14 protein-coding genes are annotated in these 13,893 nt (G+C 44.2%); 7 read left to right on the top strand and 7 right to left on the bottom strand.

Translation table 11 applies throughout. The features are described from left to right. Window positions 1-3 precede the first annotated feature (3 nt). Window positions 4-2,391 (top strand): phenylalanine--tRNA ligase subunit beta, encoded by a 2,388-nt coding sequence (pheT, locus tag ONE56_RS05970; protein ID WP_423840403.1) that lies wholly within the window; start codon window positions 4-6, stop codon window positions 2,389-2,391. 137 nt (window positions 2,392-2,528) lie between these two features. On the opposite strand, the gene ONE56_RS05975 is transcribed toward pheT, so the two are convergent. Beyond that, window positions 2,529-3,407 (bottom strand): AEC family transporter, encoded by an 879-nt coding sequence (locus ONE56_RS05975; protein ID WP_041157100.1) that lies wholly within the window; start codon window positions 3,405-3,407, stop codon window positions 2,529-2,531. Window positions 3,408-3,921: 514 nt separating this feature from the next. Between ONE56_RS05975 and ihfA the strand changes: the two genes are divergently transcribed. Beyond that, window positions 3,922-4,212, top strand: coding sequence for an integration host factor subunit alpha (ihfA, locus tag ONE56_RS05980; RefSeq protein WP_041157099.1), 291 nt, complete (start codon window positions 3,922-3,924; stop codon window positions 4,210-4,212). A 149-nt stretch (window positions 4,213-4,361) separates the two neighbouring features. Here the strand turns inward: ihfA and ONE56_RS05985 are convergent, their stop codons facing one another. Beyond that, complete coding sequence (locus ONE56_RS05985; RefSeq protein WP_041157098.1) at window positions 4,362-5,141, bottom strand: phosphoribosylglycinamide formyltransferase; 780 nt, start codon at window positions 5,139-5,141, stop codon at window positions 4,362-4,364. Window positions 5,142-5,455: 314 nt separating this feature from the next. On the opposite strand from ONE56_RS05985, the gene ONE56_RS05990 reads away from it, so the two are divergent. Beyond that, window positions 5,456-6,106 carry a thiopurine S-methyltransferase gene (locus tag ONE56_RS05990; RefSeq protein WP_423840404.1) on the top strand — a complete coding sequence of 217 codons (651 nt, stop codon included), beginning with the start codon at window positions 5,456-5,458 and terminating at the stop codon, window positions 6,104-6,106. Window positions 6,107-6,227: 121 nt separating this feature from the next. On the opposite strand, the gene purT is transcribed toward ONE56_RS05990, so the two are convergent. The 5 genes from purT to sbcB all read right to left on the bottom strand — a co-directional run bounded on the left by purT (window position 6,228) and on the right by sbcB (window position 11,248). Next, the gene (gene purT / locus ONE56_RS05995) at window positions 6,228-7,403 is read right to left on the bottom strand and encodes a formate-dependent phosphoribosylglycinamide formyltransferase (protein WP_423840405.1); all 1,176 of its coding nucleotides are present in this window, start codon (window positions 7,401-7,403) and stop codon (window positions 6,228-6,230) included. A 175-nt stretch (window positions 7,404-7,578) separates the two neighbouring features. Continuing rightward, window positions 7,579-8,466 (bottom strand): cytidine deaminase, encoded by an 888-nt coding sequence (cdd, locus tag ONE56_RS06000; RefSeq protein WP_423840406.1) that lies wholly within the window; start codon window positions 8,464-8,466, stop codon window positions 7,579-7,581. A 252-nt stretch (window positions 8,467-8,718) separates the two neighbouring features. After that, window positions 8,719-9,396: an LrgB family protein gene (locus ONE56_RS06005; protein ID WP_331438247.1), complete on the bottom strand. Its 678-nt coding sequence runs from the start codon at window positions 9,394-9,396 to the stop codon at window positions 8,719-8,721. Window position 9,397: 1 nt separating this feature from the next. Beyond that, window positions 9,398-9,772 carry a CidA/LrgA family protein gene (locus ONE56_RS06010; RefSeq protein ID WP_041157093.1) on the bottom strand — a complete coding sequence of 125 codons (375 nt, stop codon included), beginning with the start codon at window positions 9,770-9,772 and terminating at the stop codon, window positions 9,398-9,400. A gap of 54 nt (window positions 9,773-9,826) precedes the next feature. Continuing rightward, entirely contained in the window at window positions 9,827-11,248 is a 1,422-nt protein-coding gene (gene sbcB / locus ONE56_RS06015; RefSeq protein WP_423840407.1) for an exodeoxyribonuclease I, read from the bottom strand. Between the two features lie 179 nt (window positions 11,249-11,427). Here sbcB and ONE56_RS06020 point away from each other — a divergent pair, with 179 nt between their 5' ends. The 4 genes from ONE56_RS06020 (at window position 11,428) to ONE56_RS06035 (ending at window position 13,527) form a co-directional block, all read left to right on the top strand. Then, a complete protein-coding gene (locus ONE56_RS06020; protein WP_331439173.1) occupies window positions 11,428-11,598 on the top strand; it encodes an integrase in 171 nt (56 codons plus the stop codon). 140 nt (window positions 11,599-11,738) lie between these two features. Continuing rightward, the gene (locus tag ONE56_RS06025; protein WP_423840408.1) at window positions 11,739-12,212 is read left to right on the top strand and encodes a hypothetical protein; all 474 of its coding nucleotides are present in this window, start codon (window positions 11,739-11,741) and stop codon (window positions 12,210-12,212) included. 148 nt (window positions 12,213-12,360) lie between these two features. After that, window positions 12,361-12,897 carry a hypothetical protein gene (locus tag ONE56_RS06030; protein WP_423840409.1) on the top strand — a complete coding sequence of 179 codons (537 nt, stop codon included), beginning with the start codon at window positions 12,361-12,363 and terminating at the stop codon, window positions 12,895-12,897. Between the two features lie 147 nt (window positions 12,898-13,044). Beyond that, window positions 13,045-13,527 (top strand): hypothetical protein, encoded by a 483-nt coding sequence (locus ONE56_RS06035; protein ID WP_423840410.1) that lies wholly within the window; start codon window positions 13,045-13,047, stop codon window positions 13,525-13,527. Window positions 13,528-13,893 lie beyond the last annotated feature (366 nt).

Below are 13,893 nucleotides of genomic sequence, written 5' to 3' on the forward strand. Positions count from 1 at the left end.
AACATGAAATTCAGCGAATCATGGCTTCGTGAGTGGGTAAACCCAGCGGTTACTACTGACGAACTCACTCATCAAATTACAATGGCCGGCCTAGAGGTAGACGACGTTCTTCCTGTCGCGGGTTCTTTCACTGGCGTTAAAGTGGGTCACGTTGTTGAATGTGGTCAACACCCTGACGCAGACAAACTACGCGTGACTAAAATCGATGTTGGCGAAGAAGAGCTTCTAGACATCGTGTGTGGCGCACCTAACTGTCGCCAAGGTCTGAAAGTAGCAGTAGCAACCGTTGGTGCTGTTCTTCCAGGCGATTTCAAAATCAAAAAAGCGAAACTACGTGGTCAGCCATCTCACGGCATGCTTTGTTCATTCACTGAACTAGGCATCGACGTTGAGTCAGACGGCATCATGGAACTAGCAGAAGACGCAGTAATCGGTACTGATTTCCGTGAATTCCTAGGTCTAAACGACGTCACGGTAGACGTTGACCTAACAGCAAACCGCGCTGACTGTTTCAGCATCCGTGGTATGGCTCGTGAAGTGGGCGTACTTAACCGCGCTGATGTGACCGAGCCAGCAGTAGAATCCGTTGCCCCTTCCATCGACGACAAAATCTCTATTGAAGTGAGCGCGCCTGCTGCGTGTCCACGTTACCTAGGTCGAGTGGTTAAAAACGTAAATGTTCAAGCAGAAACACCACTGTGGATGCAAGAAAAGCTGCGTCGTTGTGGTATTCGCTCTATCGATCCGGTAGTAGACATCACTAACTACGTGCTGCTAGAGCAAGGCCAACCAATGCACGCGTTTGATCTTGCGAAGATCGACGGTGGCATCGTGGTTCGTATGGCTGAGCAAGGCGAGAAGCTAACCCTTCTAGACGGCAGCGAAGCAGAGCTAAATGCTGATACTCTAGTGGTTGCTGACCACAACAAAGCCCTAGCAATTGCAGGTATCTTTGGTGGTGAAGAGTCTGGTGTAACTTCAGAAACGAAAGACGTTCTACTTGAGTGTGCATTCTTTGCACCTGACCACATCCGTGGTCGCGCTCGTAGCTACGGTCTACACACTGATTCTTCTATGCGTTTTGAGCGTGGTGTGGATTACGCACTGCAAGTAAACGCAATGGAACGTGCAACTCAGCTTCTTGTTGAAATTTGTGGCGGTGAAGTAGCACCTGTTGTTGCTGTTGAGTCTGAAGCAGACCTACCTAAGCCAAACAAAGTTGCTCTACGTCGTACTAAACTAGACAACCTACTAGGTCATCACATCGCTGATGCTGACGTAGTAGAAATTCTAGAGCGCCTAGGTTTAACTGTTGAAGCTTCAGAAGAAGGTTGGATGGCAGTAGCGCCAACATGGCGTTTCGATATCGCTATCGAGCAAGATCTTATTGAAGAAGTTGGCCGTATCTACGGTTACGACAACATTCCTAACCAACACCCAGCAGCAGCACTTAAGATGCACAACCACGTTGAAGCGGATATGCCACTTAAACGCGTTCGTGATCTTCTTGTTGACCGTGGTTACCACGAAGCCATCACTTACAGCTTCGTTGAGCCTGAGCAACAAAAGCTAGTTGTACCTGGTGTTGAGCCTCTAGTGCTTCCAAACCCAATTTCTGCAGACATGTCAGCAATGCGTCTTGGTCTTATCCAAGGTCTGCTGAACACGGTTGTTCACAACCAGAAGCGTCAACAGCCACGCGTTCGTTTATTTGAATACGGTCTACGTTTTATCCCATGTGAATCTGCAGAAAACGGTATGCGCCAAGAGCCTATGCTGGCCGGTGTAATTGCTGGTACTCGTAGTGAAGAGCATTGGGATATCGAAACAAACACGGTTGATTTCTTCGACCTTAAGGGCGATCTAGAAGCGATTCTAGAGCTATCTGCGAACGAAAAAGCGTACTCTTTTGCAGCAGCGAAGCATCCGGCACTTCACCCTGGTCAATCAGCGACAATCATCGTTGATGGCAAAGAGGTTGGTGTTATCGGTACCGTTCACCCAGAACTAGAGCGTAAGTTCGGTCTAAATGGTCGTACTATCGTATTCGAAATCGAATGGTCTGCAATCAACTCGAAAGTGATCCCTGAAGCGGTTCAGCTTTCTAAGTTCCCATCAAACCGTCGTGATATCGCGGTCGTTGTGGATGAAACAGTCGCATCTGGTGACATCGTTAACGCTTGTCTTGAGCAAGGCGGTGAGTTCCTAAAAGATGCAAAACTATTCGACGTTTACGTAGGTAAAGGCGTTGAAGAAGGTAAGAAGAGCTTAGCTATCGCGCTGACTCTGCAGTCCGTTGAGCGCACGCTTGAAGATGCAGATATCGCTGGTGCGGTAGACGCGATTGTTGCTCATGTTTCTGAGAAGTTTGGTGCAGCACTACGTGACTAAACGTTAGGTGGCTACCTTTCTTAAGAGACAAGAAACCCTGCTGATTCAGCAGGGTTTTTTTATGCTTATACGGAATACGGAACTGGTAATTGCCCTGTTCGACGCTCGACATAGGAACGATTGTACGTGAGCGCAATTTATCCCAACGATAAGGTGTAAGTTAAGAGAATTGGCAACGTTAATATGCTGAAAAAGTTACCGAAGAGGACCATGGAGGCGACTTTCATTGGTTCAATATTCAGACGTTCTGCAAACAGGTAGTTCATCACCGCTGGTGGTAACATGGTAAACAAGACCATCATCTGCAGTTGCATCGTCGGCAGAGGGATAAACCAATAAATTAATCCAAACGCAATGGCGCCTGTGGTTAATGACTGTACACTGCATATCACACCCACTTTTAAACCATCCAACCTTAAGTGACACATCTGTGCGCCAAGGGACAGTAACATGACCGGAATGGCAGCTTGGCCCAAAAGCGCTGTGGCTTCATACAGCGGACCCCATGCACCAAAGCCAGATAAGTTCAGCGCCATTGCAAGCGAAGCAGACAAAAATATCGGCATCTTAATCATTTGTTTGAAAGGGTTTCCGTTACTCAATATAGAGACACCCAAACTAACGTGAAGACAGCCAGAAACCACAAATAGCATGACTGCAGAAGAAAGAGCAACATCTCCAAAGGTATAAGTAAACAGGGGAATGGCTAGGTTGCCGCTGTTTCGGAACATGTGTGGTGGTGCCCAAGATTTAAAAGATAACCCAGTGATTTTACATACAGGGAGCATCACTAAACCAGGCACGACAACTGCCACAATTGCAGCCAACAGAAGAGGACCTTGGTTTGAATTTAATGGCATACTCACCAGCGATGAGAATACGAGGGCGGGAGTAAACACCTCCATATTGATGCGATTAATCGGCCGAAAGTCAGGCTTAATATATCGTCCGACAAGATAGCCAACGCCAACTAGAGCGAACACTGGGAACAGAATGCTGATGACTTGGTGAATCATGAATGCTCTTAAAAATGAGTAATTTGAAGAGGAACAAACAAAAGACACTAGCAGCCTTTATTCAAACCGTCACGAATAACCCTTGAGAACTTTGGGTTCAATCATTCTTTATCATCGCTTAGTTGTACTGCGCAAAATTAGAGACTTAGATGTGAAATTGAGACAATCCTCTGAATTTACGTGAGATTTTATGTCAATTGTCCGTCAAATTAGCAATCTCTGATATTTTTATTGAGTAGTGGTTAATATTGGTAATGTATTTATTTATAGTTTTATAAACTATAAATAAATTTAATAAACAGTGGTATGAAATAGTTTATGTTAGATTGTTGGTTTTTAACAATGTTTTGATTGTGGTTGTTGTATTTCTACGTGGTCAAAAAAAGTTGGCGAAAATCAGAAGCTTGTCATACACTTCCTGATGTAACCCCGATATGTTGTTGAATTGGTAGGGTAAAACTGCTCTGGCGCTACACTAAGTAGCATTGTTAAACATAGCTTTGAGGAAAGTTTTATGGCGCTCACAAAAGCCGAACTGGCAGAAAACCTGTTTGATAAGCTGGGATTTAGTAAACGGGACGCCAAGGAAACGGTGGAAGTGTTCTTTGAAGAAATTCGTAAGGCACTGGAAAGTGGCGAACAGGTAAAACTGTCAGGTTTTGGTAACTTTGATCTTCGAGACAAGAATGAACGTCCTGGTCGTAACCCAAAGACCGGTGAAGATATTCCTATTACTGCTCGACGTGTAGTTACATTTCGCCCGGGTCAAAAATTGAAAGCTCGTGTAGAAAACTTGAAGAAATAACCGTAACTGCGACCCCGAACAAAAGATCACACTAAATGGTGATCTTTTGTTGTATTTAACCTTTGTTAATACCTTCACCCCATTAAAAAACCACCGCTCTTCGGAGCGGTGGTTTTGTTTCTTGCTCAAAACAAGACGATAGTCTTGCGTTAGGCTGCTTCCAAGTGTGTAGTTAAGTACGGCTGCCACGCTTGTTGATACAGATTTTTGGATTGAGTACGCATACGCTGAATTGACGCCATCTCAATCTCATTTAAATCACGTTTCTCCTGCATGGCTAGTCTTTCCAGTTTTTGAATTTTTTCATACAAGTCGTGTTCTGGCCCACTTTTTACGTCTGCAATGGCTTTTAGGTGAAGTTGAACTTCAGCGATAAGATTCGTTTTGGGTAACCGAACCAATAAGTTTAAATCACGGTAGCCCGATGGACCTGGTTTCTTGAAACGGTTTTTGACTTTTACGATCGTCGTCTCTCGTTCGAGGGTCTCATAAATCGAGATTAAACTAGGCACATCGTCCGCCACAATTGTGCCTCGGGCAAGGTCAGTAATCCTTTCTACTTGGTTATTGAGTTCAATACGTACTTTTTCTTCGGCGCGATGTTGGGATTTTACTCCCGCGAAAAGTGGTAGGGCATTATTTAATAACGCTGAACTTTTGCAGATGGTTTCAAGCTCAAACTGTGCTTGATGTGCTTTGCTGTAGATAATGTCGAAATCGGAGTAGGGTTGAGTTGCTTGGGTGTCGAATGATTGAATGCCATATAAGCCGCTAAGGCTGTGTTTGAATCGTTTCGGACACACTTCGTTTTGGCTGGCAGAACGATTTTGTATGTTGCTCGTCGTTGACGTGTTAGGGATTGCAGCGAATGCTGGGGCACGGCTTAGTACTAAAAGCATCAAAGCGGTAGTACGTAAAAATAAGCTCATTCACACTCCTTTAGTTGCTTGCACTTAGAAAATTGGGAACAAAATGTCACTAAGTGTGGCAAGTTAGGTACTCACATTATGAATGGGGTCTTATCGACAGATTCCAAGGTTATAAATAAACTTAATAGTAGAATCGTGCGCTAGGTCGCCATTTATATTTTTATTATTCTGATATTTCGGTATCAGAGCTTTCACTTAAGGTATGGAAATATCCTATCACTTGAGTATTAACGAAAGATGAACGGCATAGACAAATTCTGAAAAACCATTAGGCTTAACGCACAAAATGACAATCAGCTAACAAGAAGAAAACGATGAGAGACCCAGAATTTTGGCACAACAAATGGGCCAGTAATAAAATCGGATTTCACCTGGAAGATGTGAACCCATTATTGCCAACACATTGGCATCATACGCAACCAACACGTAGTGACCGGGTGCTGGTTCCTTTATGTGGTAAATCGGAAGATCTCGCTTGGCTTGCAACCAAACATGAAGAAGTTGTCGGCGTAGAGCTAAGTCAAATTGCCGTTCGCGCTTTCTTTGCTGAGCACTTCTACACACCAATGGTCACGCCAATCAACGGCATGCACGAGCTGTATCAGTTTGATGAGTTGTCCATTTATACGGGTGACTTCTTTACTGCGCCGCTTTCACAAGTTGATATTATTTACGACCGAGCCTCTCTTGTGGCACTGCCGGAAGATATGCGAGAAGAATACGCAAGTCGACTAAAACAGTTACTTAACCCAGGTGGACGAATTCTATTGATCACGTTGAACTACGTACAAGAAGAAATGGCGGGCCCACCGTTTAGTGTGCCTGTGAGTGAAATAGAGCAGTTGTTCTCGGGTTATAAAGTAACGTGCTTGAACGTTGATGAAGCAGATGAGAGCCACCCTAAAATCAAAGACAAAGGATTGAGTCGTTTCTCTGAAGAAGTGTATTTAATTGAAGCTCCGTAGTTCTCAATACTGAGCATTACGAAATACGTAAAGCAACGAAAAAGCGCAGCCCTTGAGCTGCGCTTTTGTTTCTATCCTTAAAATGGCAGACGTTATTATCATCGCTTGATGAATAAGTCGCTTAGTAGATAACGTTAACTTTAGCCGCGCTTGCGACCGCATCTTGAACGGACTCTTCCGTTGAGTTTCGGCGAGTCAATACCACGCCCAAACGGCGACGTCCGTCGATTTCTGGCTTACCAAATAGACGAACTTGCGTTTGAGGTTGCGCCACCGCTTCAGCAACATTATCAAAACGAATGTTCGTTGAGGTACCTTGACCAAGGATAACAGCGGATGCCGAAGGGCCATATTGAACAATGCTATTGATAGGCATACCCGTAAACGCGCGCACGTGAAGTGCAAACTCAGACATCTCTTGAGAAATCATAGTGACCATGCCGGTATCGTGTGGGCGAGGGGAGACTTCATTGAAGATGACTTCATCACCTTTAACAAATAGCTCCACGCCAAAAATCCCGTAGCCTCCAAGCGCATTCACCACTTTCTCTGCGGCATACTCAGCGGCTTTTATCGCATTCTCGGACATAACTTGTGGCTGCCAAGACTCACGGTAGTCTCCGTCTTCTTGACGATGACCGATAGGTGCACAGAAGTGAACGCCATCAACCGCGCGAACCGTTAACAGGGTGATTTCGTAATCGAAGTCGATAAAGCCTTCAACAATGACACGTCCCGCACCAGTACGACCGCCTTCTTGCGCGTAGTTCCAAGCGTTTTCTATATCTTCTTCGGATTTAATAACGCTTTGGCCTTTACCTGACGAGCTCATCACTGGCTTAACCACGCAAGGAATACCCGCAAAATCGACGGCTGCTTTGAAGTCTTCGTAGTTATCCGCAAAACGGTAAGGCGATGTTGTTAAGCCAAGATCTTCTGCTGCTAGACGACGAATGCCTTCACGGTTCATTGTGAGCTTGGTGGCTTTTGCCGTCGGGACAACATTCAGTCCTTTCTCTTCGAGTTCAACCAGTTTATCGGTCGCGATAGCTTCGATTTCAGGGACCACGTAAGCCGGCTGTTCTTTGTTAATGATTGCTTCCAAAGCTTGGCCGTCTAGCATGTCGATTACATAACTACGGTGGGCGACTTGCATTGCCGGGGCGTCAGCGTAACGATCACAGGCGATCACTTCTAAGCCAAGTCTTTGGCATTCGATCGCGACCTCTTTACCGAGTTCTCCAGAGCCAAGAAGTAATACGCGGGTAGCATTTGAGCTGGTTGCAGTACCGAACATAGTGTTCCCTTACAAAATATGGATACCAATCGTAGAAAATAACTCTGATTAGTATGATGAGACAGAATTTGCAGGGGATCATACTGAATTTTGTCAGTGAAGCAAACGTTTGCGCAAGGTTTTTGTCAATAAAAAAGCTCTACCTGTTGTAGAGCTCTTATCTTTGTCACGTGTTCTATACGTTAACGAAACTTAACGGTATATCCGGGTTTAACGACTCTAATGTGGACTGGGTATCCGCAAGGTGGCTAATTTTACCCTGTGAGTTTTCTACCAACGCTGCGGCTTGAATATTCTCGAATGTTTCACCGGCAAGCAATACTTGAATCAAGGCGACTTGAAGCGGCGGTAAGCTTGGGTTAAACGCTGCGTTTTCAGCGTATGCACCTTGGAATTGGCGACCATTTTTGAGCTCTAATGCTAAACCGCTTAAGTTGTTTGTATAAGGGGCATGACTCATATTCATCGCCTCTACGGCTTTTTGAATCAACGCATCTTGATCATCACAGCTGAACTGATGCTTCACTTCTGCCATCAGCGCAGATTCGATGCCTAAGTCACTCGGCCCAAATGCCTCTGGTAGGTATTCGTGCAGTGTCTTTTCTTCACGTTCGGGTAATTGAACCTTGAGCTCTTTCGCAGTGGAAAGCTCATTCATAAATTGGCGGCAGTGGCCACATGGACTGAAGTTAATGGTTATATCTTTCACACCACGTTCGCCTTTCATCCAAGCATGACTGATCGCCGCCTGCTCGGCATGAACGGTTTGTCCTAACTGGACGTGGAGAAATTCCATATTTCCGCCAAAGTACAGACGACCGGAAAGGCCACGGACAATGGCACCGACATAGAATTCTGAAATAGGCGTATAGGCATAAGCGGCAGCAAAAGGCAGTAGGGCAACGCGAAGCTCTTTATCTGATAAGCCAGTAGTTGCGCGCAACTGTTCGAACTGTTGTGCTGAAATAGTAGCATCAAAATCGTCCGATTGGACAATTGGCGCAAGTTGAGTTGAAAGTGCTTCAGGAGCGCTTGCGAGCGCCTGTTCAATGCGACTTTTCATGTTGAATCCTTGTTATTGCATGGAACATTATTGTATGTGAGACAGAAAAATGTTCTGTGCCTCCTGTCACATTGTGAAATGCAATGGTTACATCTGTTACATAATTAGAGAGAGCTCACACATGTATTCGATTGCATCTCATTTTACTGCGACAAGTTTAACGATTCTCTATCCATCGAAGTGGAGAATGACGAGTTAATTATAGGGTAAAACTCTTTTTTAGTTGCTTCACAAGCCGTGTAGATTGGAGGCTTATTGATACAGCCACACCGCGAGTGCAAAAAAGCTTGGTGCCAGTATCGACGTAATAATGCCGCACAAAACCAAAGCGAGTGAGGAAAAGGCGGCATCTTCTGGCTGCTTTTCTGCACAAGTAGCGGTGCCAAGCGCGTGAGAAACCGTCCCCATCGTCAGACCTCGAGCAATAGGGTGTTTGATGCCAATAAGGTTGTAAATAGGATAAGCGATGATAGACCCTAACAGCCCAGCAATCAGTACCAGAATCGCCGCAACGGCTGCCTCACCGCCAAGGTGGCTCGAGATTTCCATTGCAATAGGCGTCGTCACCGATTTACCTAATAAACTGGCGATCAAGTTAATATCGGCTTTAAACACTACCGCAATTAAGGTTGTCGTCAGCATCGACATAATACTGCCTAGCGTGCAAGCAAACGTAATGATGCGCCAATTCGCTTTAATCTGAGGTAACTGCTCATAAAGTGGGTAAGCAAGCGCGACAACAGCGGGTTGCAGTAAAAAACTCACCACACTATTGTCTGCGTAATACGTCTCGTATGGGATGTCTAAATAGATCAACAGAGGAATGAGCACCGCAATACAGATAAGCAGTGGGTTAGCAAGGGGGGAGTTGAGTTTGATAGCGATTGTACGAGCGATCAGGAAAACAACAATAGTGACAATTAACCACATATTAATAGTTCTCCTTTAGCAGGTAATCCAATAGCCATGCCAAGCTCACTAGTACGATAAGGGAGCCACCAACCGCACTAGCAAGGACGGGTAACGCATTGGCGATCAGCATGTCAAAATGCTCCATTAACCCGACACTGATGGGAACAAACAGCAAAATCATGTAACGGATAAACAAGCTCGCGCCGGGTTTAACCCACTCGACTTTTACAATGCCCAGTGTCATAGAGAAGAACAATACCAGCATGCCAATCACACTACCCGGTACTGAAACGTTGGTGAATTTTTGAATAGTCAGGCCGATCCCAAGTGCGCCCATGATAAGAAAGAGGGAGATGAGCAGTTGGATCAGTTGTAAGAATCGATCTTTAATCATTTTGACAGCATTAAAAGGTCAAGCACACCAGCGGGTGCGCTTGAATAGGTAAAATTACGAAGCCAAACTCTCAACGTAACGATAAACAGACTTGAGTATGGCGATTTTCTTTTCGTCACTTTCGTGCTCGTGCACTAAGTTTTCTAAGTTCAGCATATACTCTTCAAGTTGATTTTCAAATACTTCTCGACAGTGTGATGCCCAACGTTGTTGTTCTTGGTCATCCAAAGTGCTTGGATAATTGCGCGCACGGTAACGGAACAGTAACGGCTTAATACGCTTATCATCGAACTCGATGTCCAATGCCGCAAGGTTGTTTGGCTCCGTTTCTCGGATAATGTCCATCGCAGCGCGATCAGCAGGTGAGAAGAATCCGTCGTAAAGCTGAGTGTCCACATCGTCACTCTTATCAAACTGACGCTCGATAGAGAACACACCGATGAGTTTCTCACGAATCTCAGGATGTTTACGCAACAAAGCAAGGTTGTCTAAACAGCGCTGGCGATCAATGCCAATCGACTCGGCATTTTCCGCAGTCAGGGTTTTCGCTGGCGCCAGAATCGGGCACTTGTTGAGATGAACCAGTTTTACCGGGACTGGCAATAAGTCACCCAATTCATCTCTCTTGGTGTAAAGCCTTTGTTGTAGTTCTTCTGCTGACAAGTCAAGAATCGGCTGAGGATCTTTGGCTAAATCTATCGTGATCACCGCGTTGTTGTTCGTTGGGTGCCATGCAACTGGCACGATCCAACTGGTGTACTGGCATTCACGCCCCAACATCCCTGACACGTGCATTAACGGTGTCATATTAACGATGTCGACCAATTCATTGAGCTTGCGTTTCTGGCGCATTGAGAAAAAATAATCGAACAGCTTAGGCTGCGCGGCTTTCACCTTTTTTGCCATCTCAATCGTCGCGATAACATCCGCCATAGCATCGTGCGCGTTGCTGTGTTCGATGCCGTTCGCAACAGACAAGTGCTCTAACTTAAAGCTGGTAAAGCCTTCATCATTCTCAGGCCATTCAACGCCTTCTGGGCGCAGCGCATGACAAGCACGCATCACATCCAGTAAATCCCAACGAGAGTTTCCGTTTTGCCAGCTCCAAGCATAAGGATCAATGAAATTGCGGTAGCAGGTGTAACGTGTGACTTCATCATCAAAGCGAATACTGTTGTAGCCTAAGCTGGTTGTCTTCGGTTTGGATAACTCAGCATGAATCTTGGCAATAAACTCGGGTTCTGGCAGGCCTTCTTGCACGGCTTTTTGTGGCGTTATTCCCGTTATCAAAGCCGCTTCAGGAGAAGGAAGATAATCAGCTGGTGGCTGACAGTACATTACTAAAGGCTCACCGATGATATTGAAGTTTTCATCCGTGCGAACGCCAGCAAATTGGCTGGGTCTATCTTTTGCCGGGTTTGTTCCCCAAGTCTCATAGTCAAAGAAGAAAAAAGTGGGCTGATGATCTTGGTGCATTCTACTTACCGTTTAGGGAACCGATACCAGTATTAGACCACTCAACGCTTTGACTCGCAACGAAAGATGCATAAAGCAGCCGCCAAACAAAGAAAAAACGCTGGTTTGTGGTGAGTAGGGGATAGTCACATCACCAGATCCGCCGCAGTATTTCTACTACTTGCTCAGAACTAGGCACTATGCCGCACGTGACCGAAAAAATGCTCGGGCACGAACTGGTCGGCGTAATGGCGATTTATAACAAGCATGACTGGCTATCAGATCAAAAAGAAGCATACGAGAAGTACGCGGAAGCGTTGTTTTCGCAAGTCCAAAAAGAGCTGGAACATGAAAAAGTAGCTGTGAGCTAGTATGCTTGTTGATTATCTAATAGTTGCATAGATCACTAACTCACTGGTTATGCTTTGAAGCGTTCAATGAAAGGCGGCATGATAATGGTAGACAAAGCGGCTTTCTGCAACCTATTAAGCGTTAAATGTAAGGAGTAAATATGACAGTATTTCTAACAGTTTTATCAGGTGTTCTAATCTTTGTATTAGGTCAACTTTTACTAAAGTTGCTTATTGAACCAATACAAGAATTGAGAACGCTCGTATCAAAAATTGCCTATGATTTAATTAAATTAGCTAATGTATTCGCTAATCCAACAGATCCAGAGGAAGAGCGTTTTACTGAAGCATGTAAGGTTATGCGAGAGCACTCTTCAAATCTACATGCTCATTTTTATTTAGTTCCTTTCTATAACATTTCTTGCCGACTGTTTGGTCTTCCGAAAGAAGAAGATGTTTTAAACGCTACAAAAGAACTTATCCGTTTGTCTAATGGTCGTGGTGGGGTTTTATCTAATCAAGGTATTTTAAATAGTTACTCTATACAAAAAATCAAAGTTTCATTGGGTATCGCAATTCCCAAAAGTGAATGGTTAGAACCAGAACAGGAAATAGAGTTCATCAGAGCAAATTAAATTACATTTAACGAACTGCTCAAGAAAGGTTCAGCACGTGTGGCATTTAATTTCGCGTTGAAGTGCTAGACAGCGGCTTGGTCATCGTGTGCTTTATCCTTTCACAGATCGTTAGGGCTGCGGGTTCACATGGAGGGTGGTTTTAGAAATGGATGTTCATCAAGTTGAAAGCTGGTTGTTGGGCACAATGCCAGGCGTGATAGTTCTGGGTGCGATCGGGAGTATTTTAGCTACGATAGTAGTTAAGTTAGTCATCTATGTCTGCAAGAAAGGATTTTATAGCGGAGTAAAGTCGATTTTAAATTTCATGTATCCACTGATTAGAAGTGGTGACGTTGCTGAAGCTTTCAGAGGTGAATATGAGCCCGAAAATATGGACATAAAGTATTTGATATTTATTGTAATGTCTACAGCCGAGTGGCTATTCGTGGCTATATGCTGGGCATTGTCCACTTTATTCATGATTTATACATTTTTTGACGTCGGGTTGGATAACGGTTTGCTGTTGAGTGTTTCGCTAGCGATATTTTTCTTCTGCTCATATCAGTTCGTGAGGCACAGTTTTGCTTACACCTCTTATGTACCTCAACATGTACTCAATTCTTATAGAGCTCTTGATGATGCTTTTCCAAAAACGTACAAAGAGTATCGTCAAAAAAATAACAAAGAAGGTGAGGGTTTATAGCCTCAACAAATGACTGTTAGAATTTTATGAGGATAAGTACGCTCAATGAGCGATGGTATTTTAGGTAAAGCGATTTATCGATGTAACCAGTGTCGAGTAAAGCACTATGCCACTCCATACCGCTTAGGCGGGTGCTAAGGAGAGTAAATGAGAAATATCGACATTTTTGAATCTTATTCCGCGTTATTGTTGGCTCATTTATATGAGCACTTTCCTCTAAGAGTGAACATAAATGCCTACGAGCTAGCGATGGAAATTGATGAAGAACTTTGGAGTGAGTCAAAAAAACCTTTAGAGCATGCTCCATTTATTCAAAAATATATTAGGCATAAAAGTCCTGTTGGATTGGCTAAACCAACAATCCAATGGCTCAAGCTTGCAGGCCTCATTGATTACGAGAGTGAGAACGACTCCGAATTTAGGAACATGGTTCTTACTCCTAAAGGGTTGGAATCAATTAAAGTTGATCCTAGTGTAGAAAGTAAGTTGCTCAAGGCTGCTGAGTCTATTTTGGTTGACGCAACAAAAGAAACAGCCCAGAAAGAACTCAAAGAAGTCTTTTCTGAGATAATTTCATGGTGTGCTCGAAACGTACCATCATTGATTAACTCAATCGGTAGCATCAATTAAGTCTCATAGCTAATAATCTTTTCAAGAGTAACTCCCAAACTTGCCATTTCAGTTCAAGGTTGGGTTTTGCGTCTACGGTGTAATGTGTAGGTTCAGTGGTTGTGTCTCTCACACACTAAATACGGCTTTAGCCATCTAGGAGGAATATTGGAAGTACCGAGTCGTTTATACAAATATATGAGTTCTAGCACGGCTAAATTAGTGCTTCAATCTCAAAAGCTGCGTTGGTCATGCCCAAGCACATTTAACGATATAAATGAGCTGCAAAGAATGCCTATTTTCCACCCTTCAGTTGAAGTTTGTAAGGCTGATTATGTAAAAACCCTTTTAAACATTCCGTATGGATAGCTGCAATTAACTAAACCA

Source organism: Vibrio mytili, assembly GCF_049563345.1.
GTDB lineage: Bacteria > Pseudomonadota > Gammaproteobacteria > Enterobacterales > Vibrionaceae > Vibrio > Vibrio mytili.

What these genes read in the sequence shown, in the direction of transcription:
- pheT (WP_423840403.1), top strand. Translation starts at nt 4, where the DNA reads ATGAAATTCAGCGAATCATGGCTTCGTGAGTGGGTAAACCCAGCGGTT.
- ONE56_RS05975 (WP_041157100.1), bottom strand. Translation starts at nt 3,407, where the DNA reads ATGATTCACCAAGTCATCAGCATTCTGTTCCCAGTGTTCGCTCTAGTT.
- ihfA (WP_041157099.1), top strand. Translation starts at nt 3,922, where the DNA reads ATGGCGCTCACAAAAGCCGAACTGGCAGAAAACCTGTTTGATAAGCTG.
- ONE56_RS05985 (WP_041157098.1), bottom strand. Translation starts at nt 5,141, where the DNA reads ATGAGCTTATTTTTACGTACTACCGCTTTGATGCTTTTAGTACTAAGC.
- ONE56_RS05990 (WP_423840404.1), top strand. Translation starts at nt 5,456, where the DNA reads ATGAGAGACCCAGAATTTTGGCACAACAAATGGGCCAGTAATAAAATC.
- purT (WP_423840405.1), bottom strand. Translation starts at nt 7,403, where the DNA reads ATGTTCGGTACTGCAACCAGCTCAAATGCTACCCGCGTATTACTTCTT.
- cdd (WP_423840406.1), bottom strand. Translation starts at nt 8,466, where the DNA reads ATGAAAAGTCGCATTGAACAGGCGCTCGCAAGCGCTCCTGAAGCACTT.
- ONE56_RS06005 (WP_331438247.1), bottom strand. Translation starts at nt 9,396, where the DNA reads ATGTGGTTAATTGTCACTATTGTTGTTTTCCTGATCGCTCGTACAATC.
- ONE56_RS06010 (WP_041157093.1), bottom strand. Translation starts at nt 9,772, where the DNA reads ATGATTAAAGATCGATTCTTACAACTGATCCAACTGCTCATCTCCCTC.
- sbcB (WP_423840407.1), bottom strand. Translation starts at nt 11,248, where the DNA reads ATGCACCAAGATCATCAGCCCACTTTTTTCTTCTTTGACTATGAGACT.
- ONE56_RS06020 (WP_331439173.1), top strand. Translation starts at nt 11,428, where the DNA reads ATGCCGCACGTGACCGAAAAAATGCTCGGGCACGAACTGGTCGGCGTA.
- ONE56_RS06025 (WP_423840408.1), top strand. Translation starts at nt 11,739, where the DNA reads ATGACAGTATTTCTAACAGTTTTATCAGGTGTTCTAATCTTTGTATTA.
- ONE56_RS06030 (WP_423840409.1), top strand. Translation starts at nt 12,361, where the DNA reads ATGGATGTTCATCAAGTTGAAAGCTGGTTGTTGGGCACAATGCCAGGC.
- ONE56_RS06035 (WP_423840410.1), top strand. Translation starts at nt 13,045, where the DNA reads ATGAGAAATATCGACATTTTTGAATCTTATTCCGCGTTATTGTTGGCT.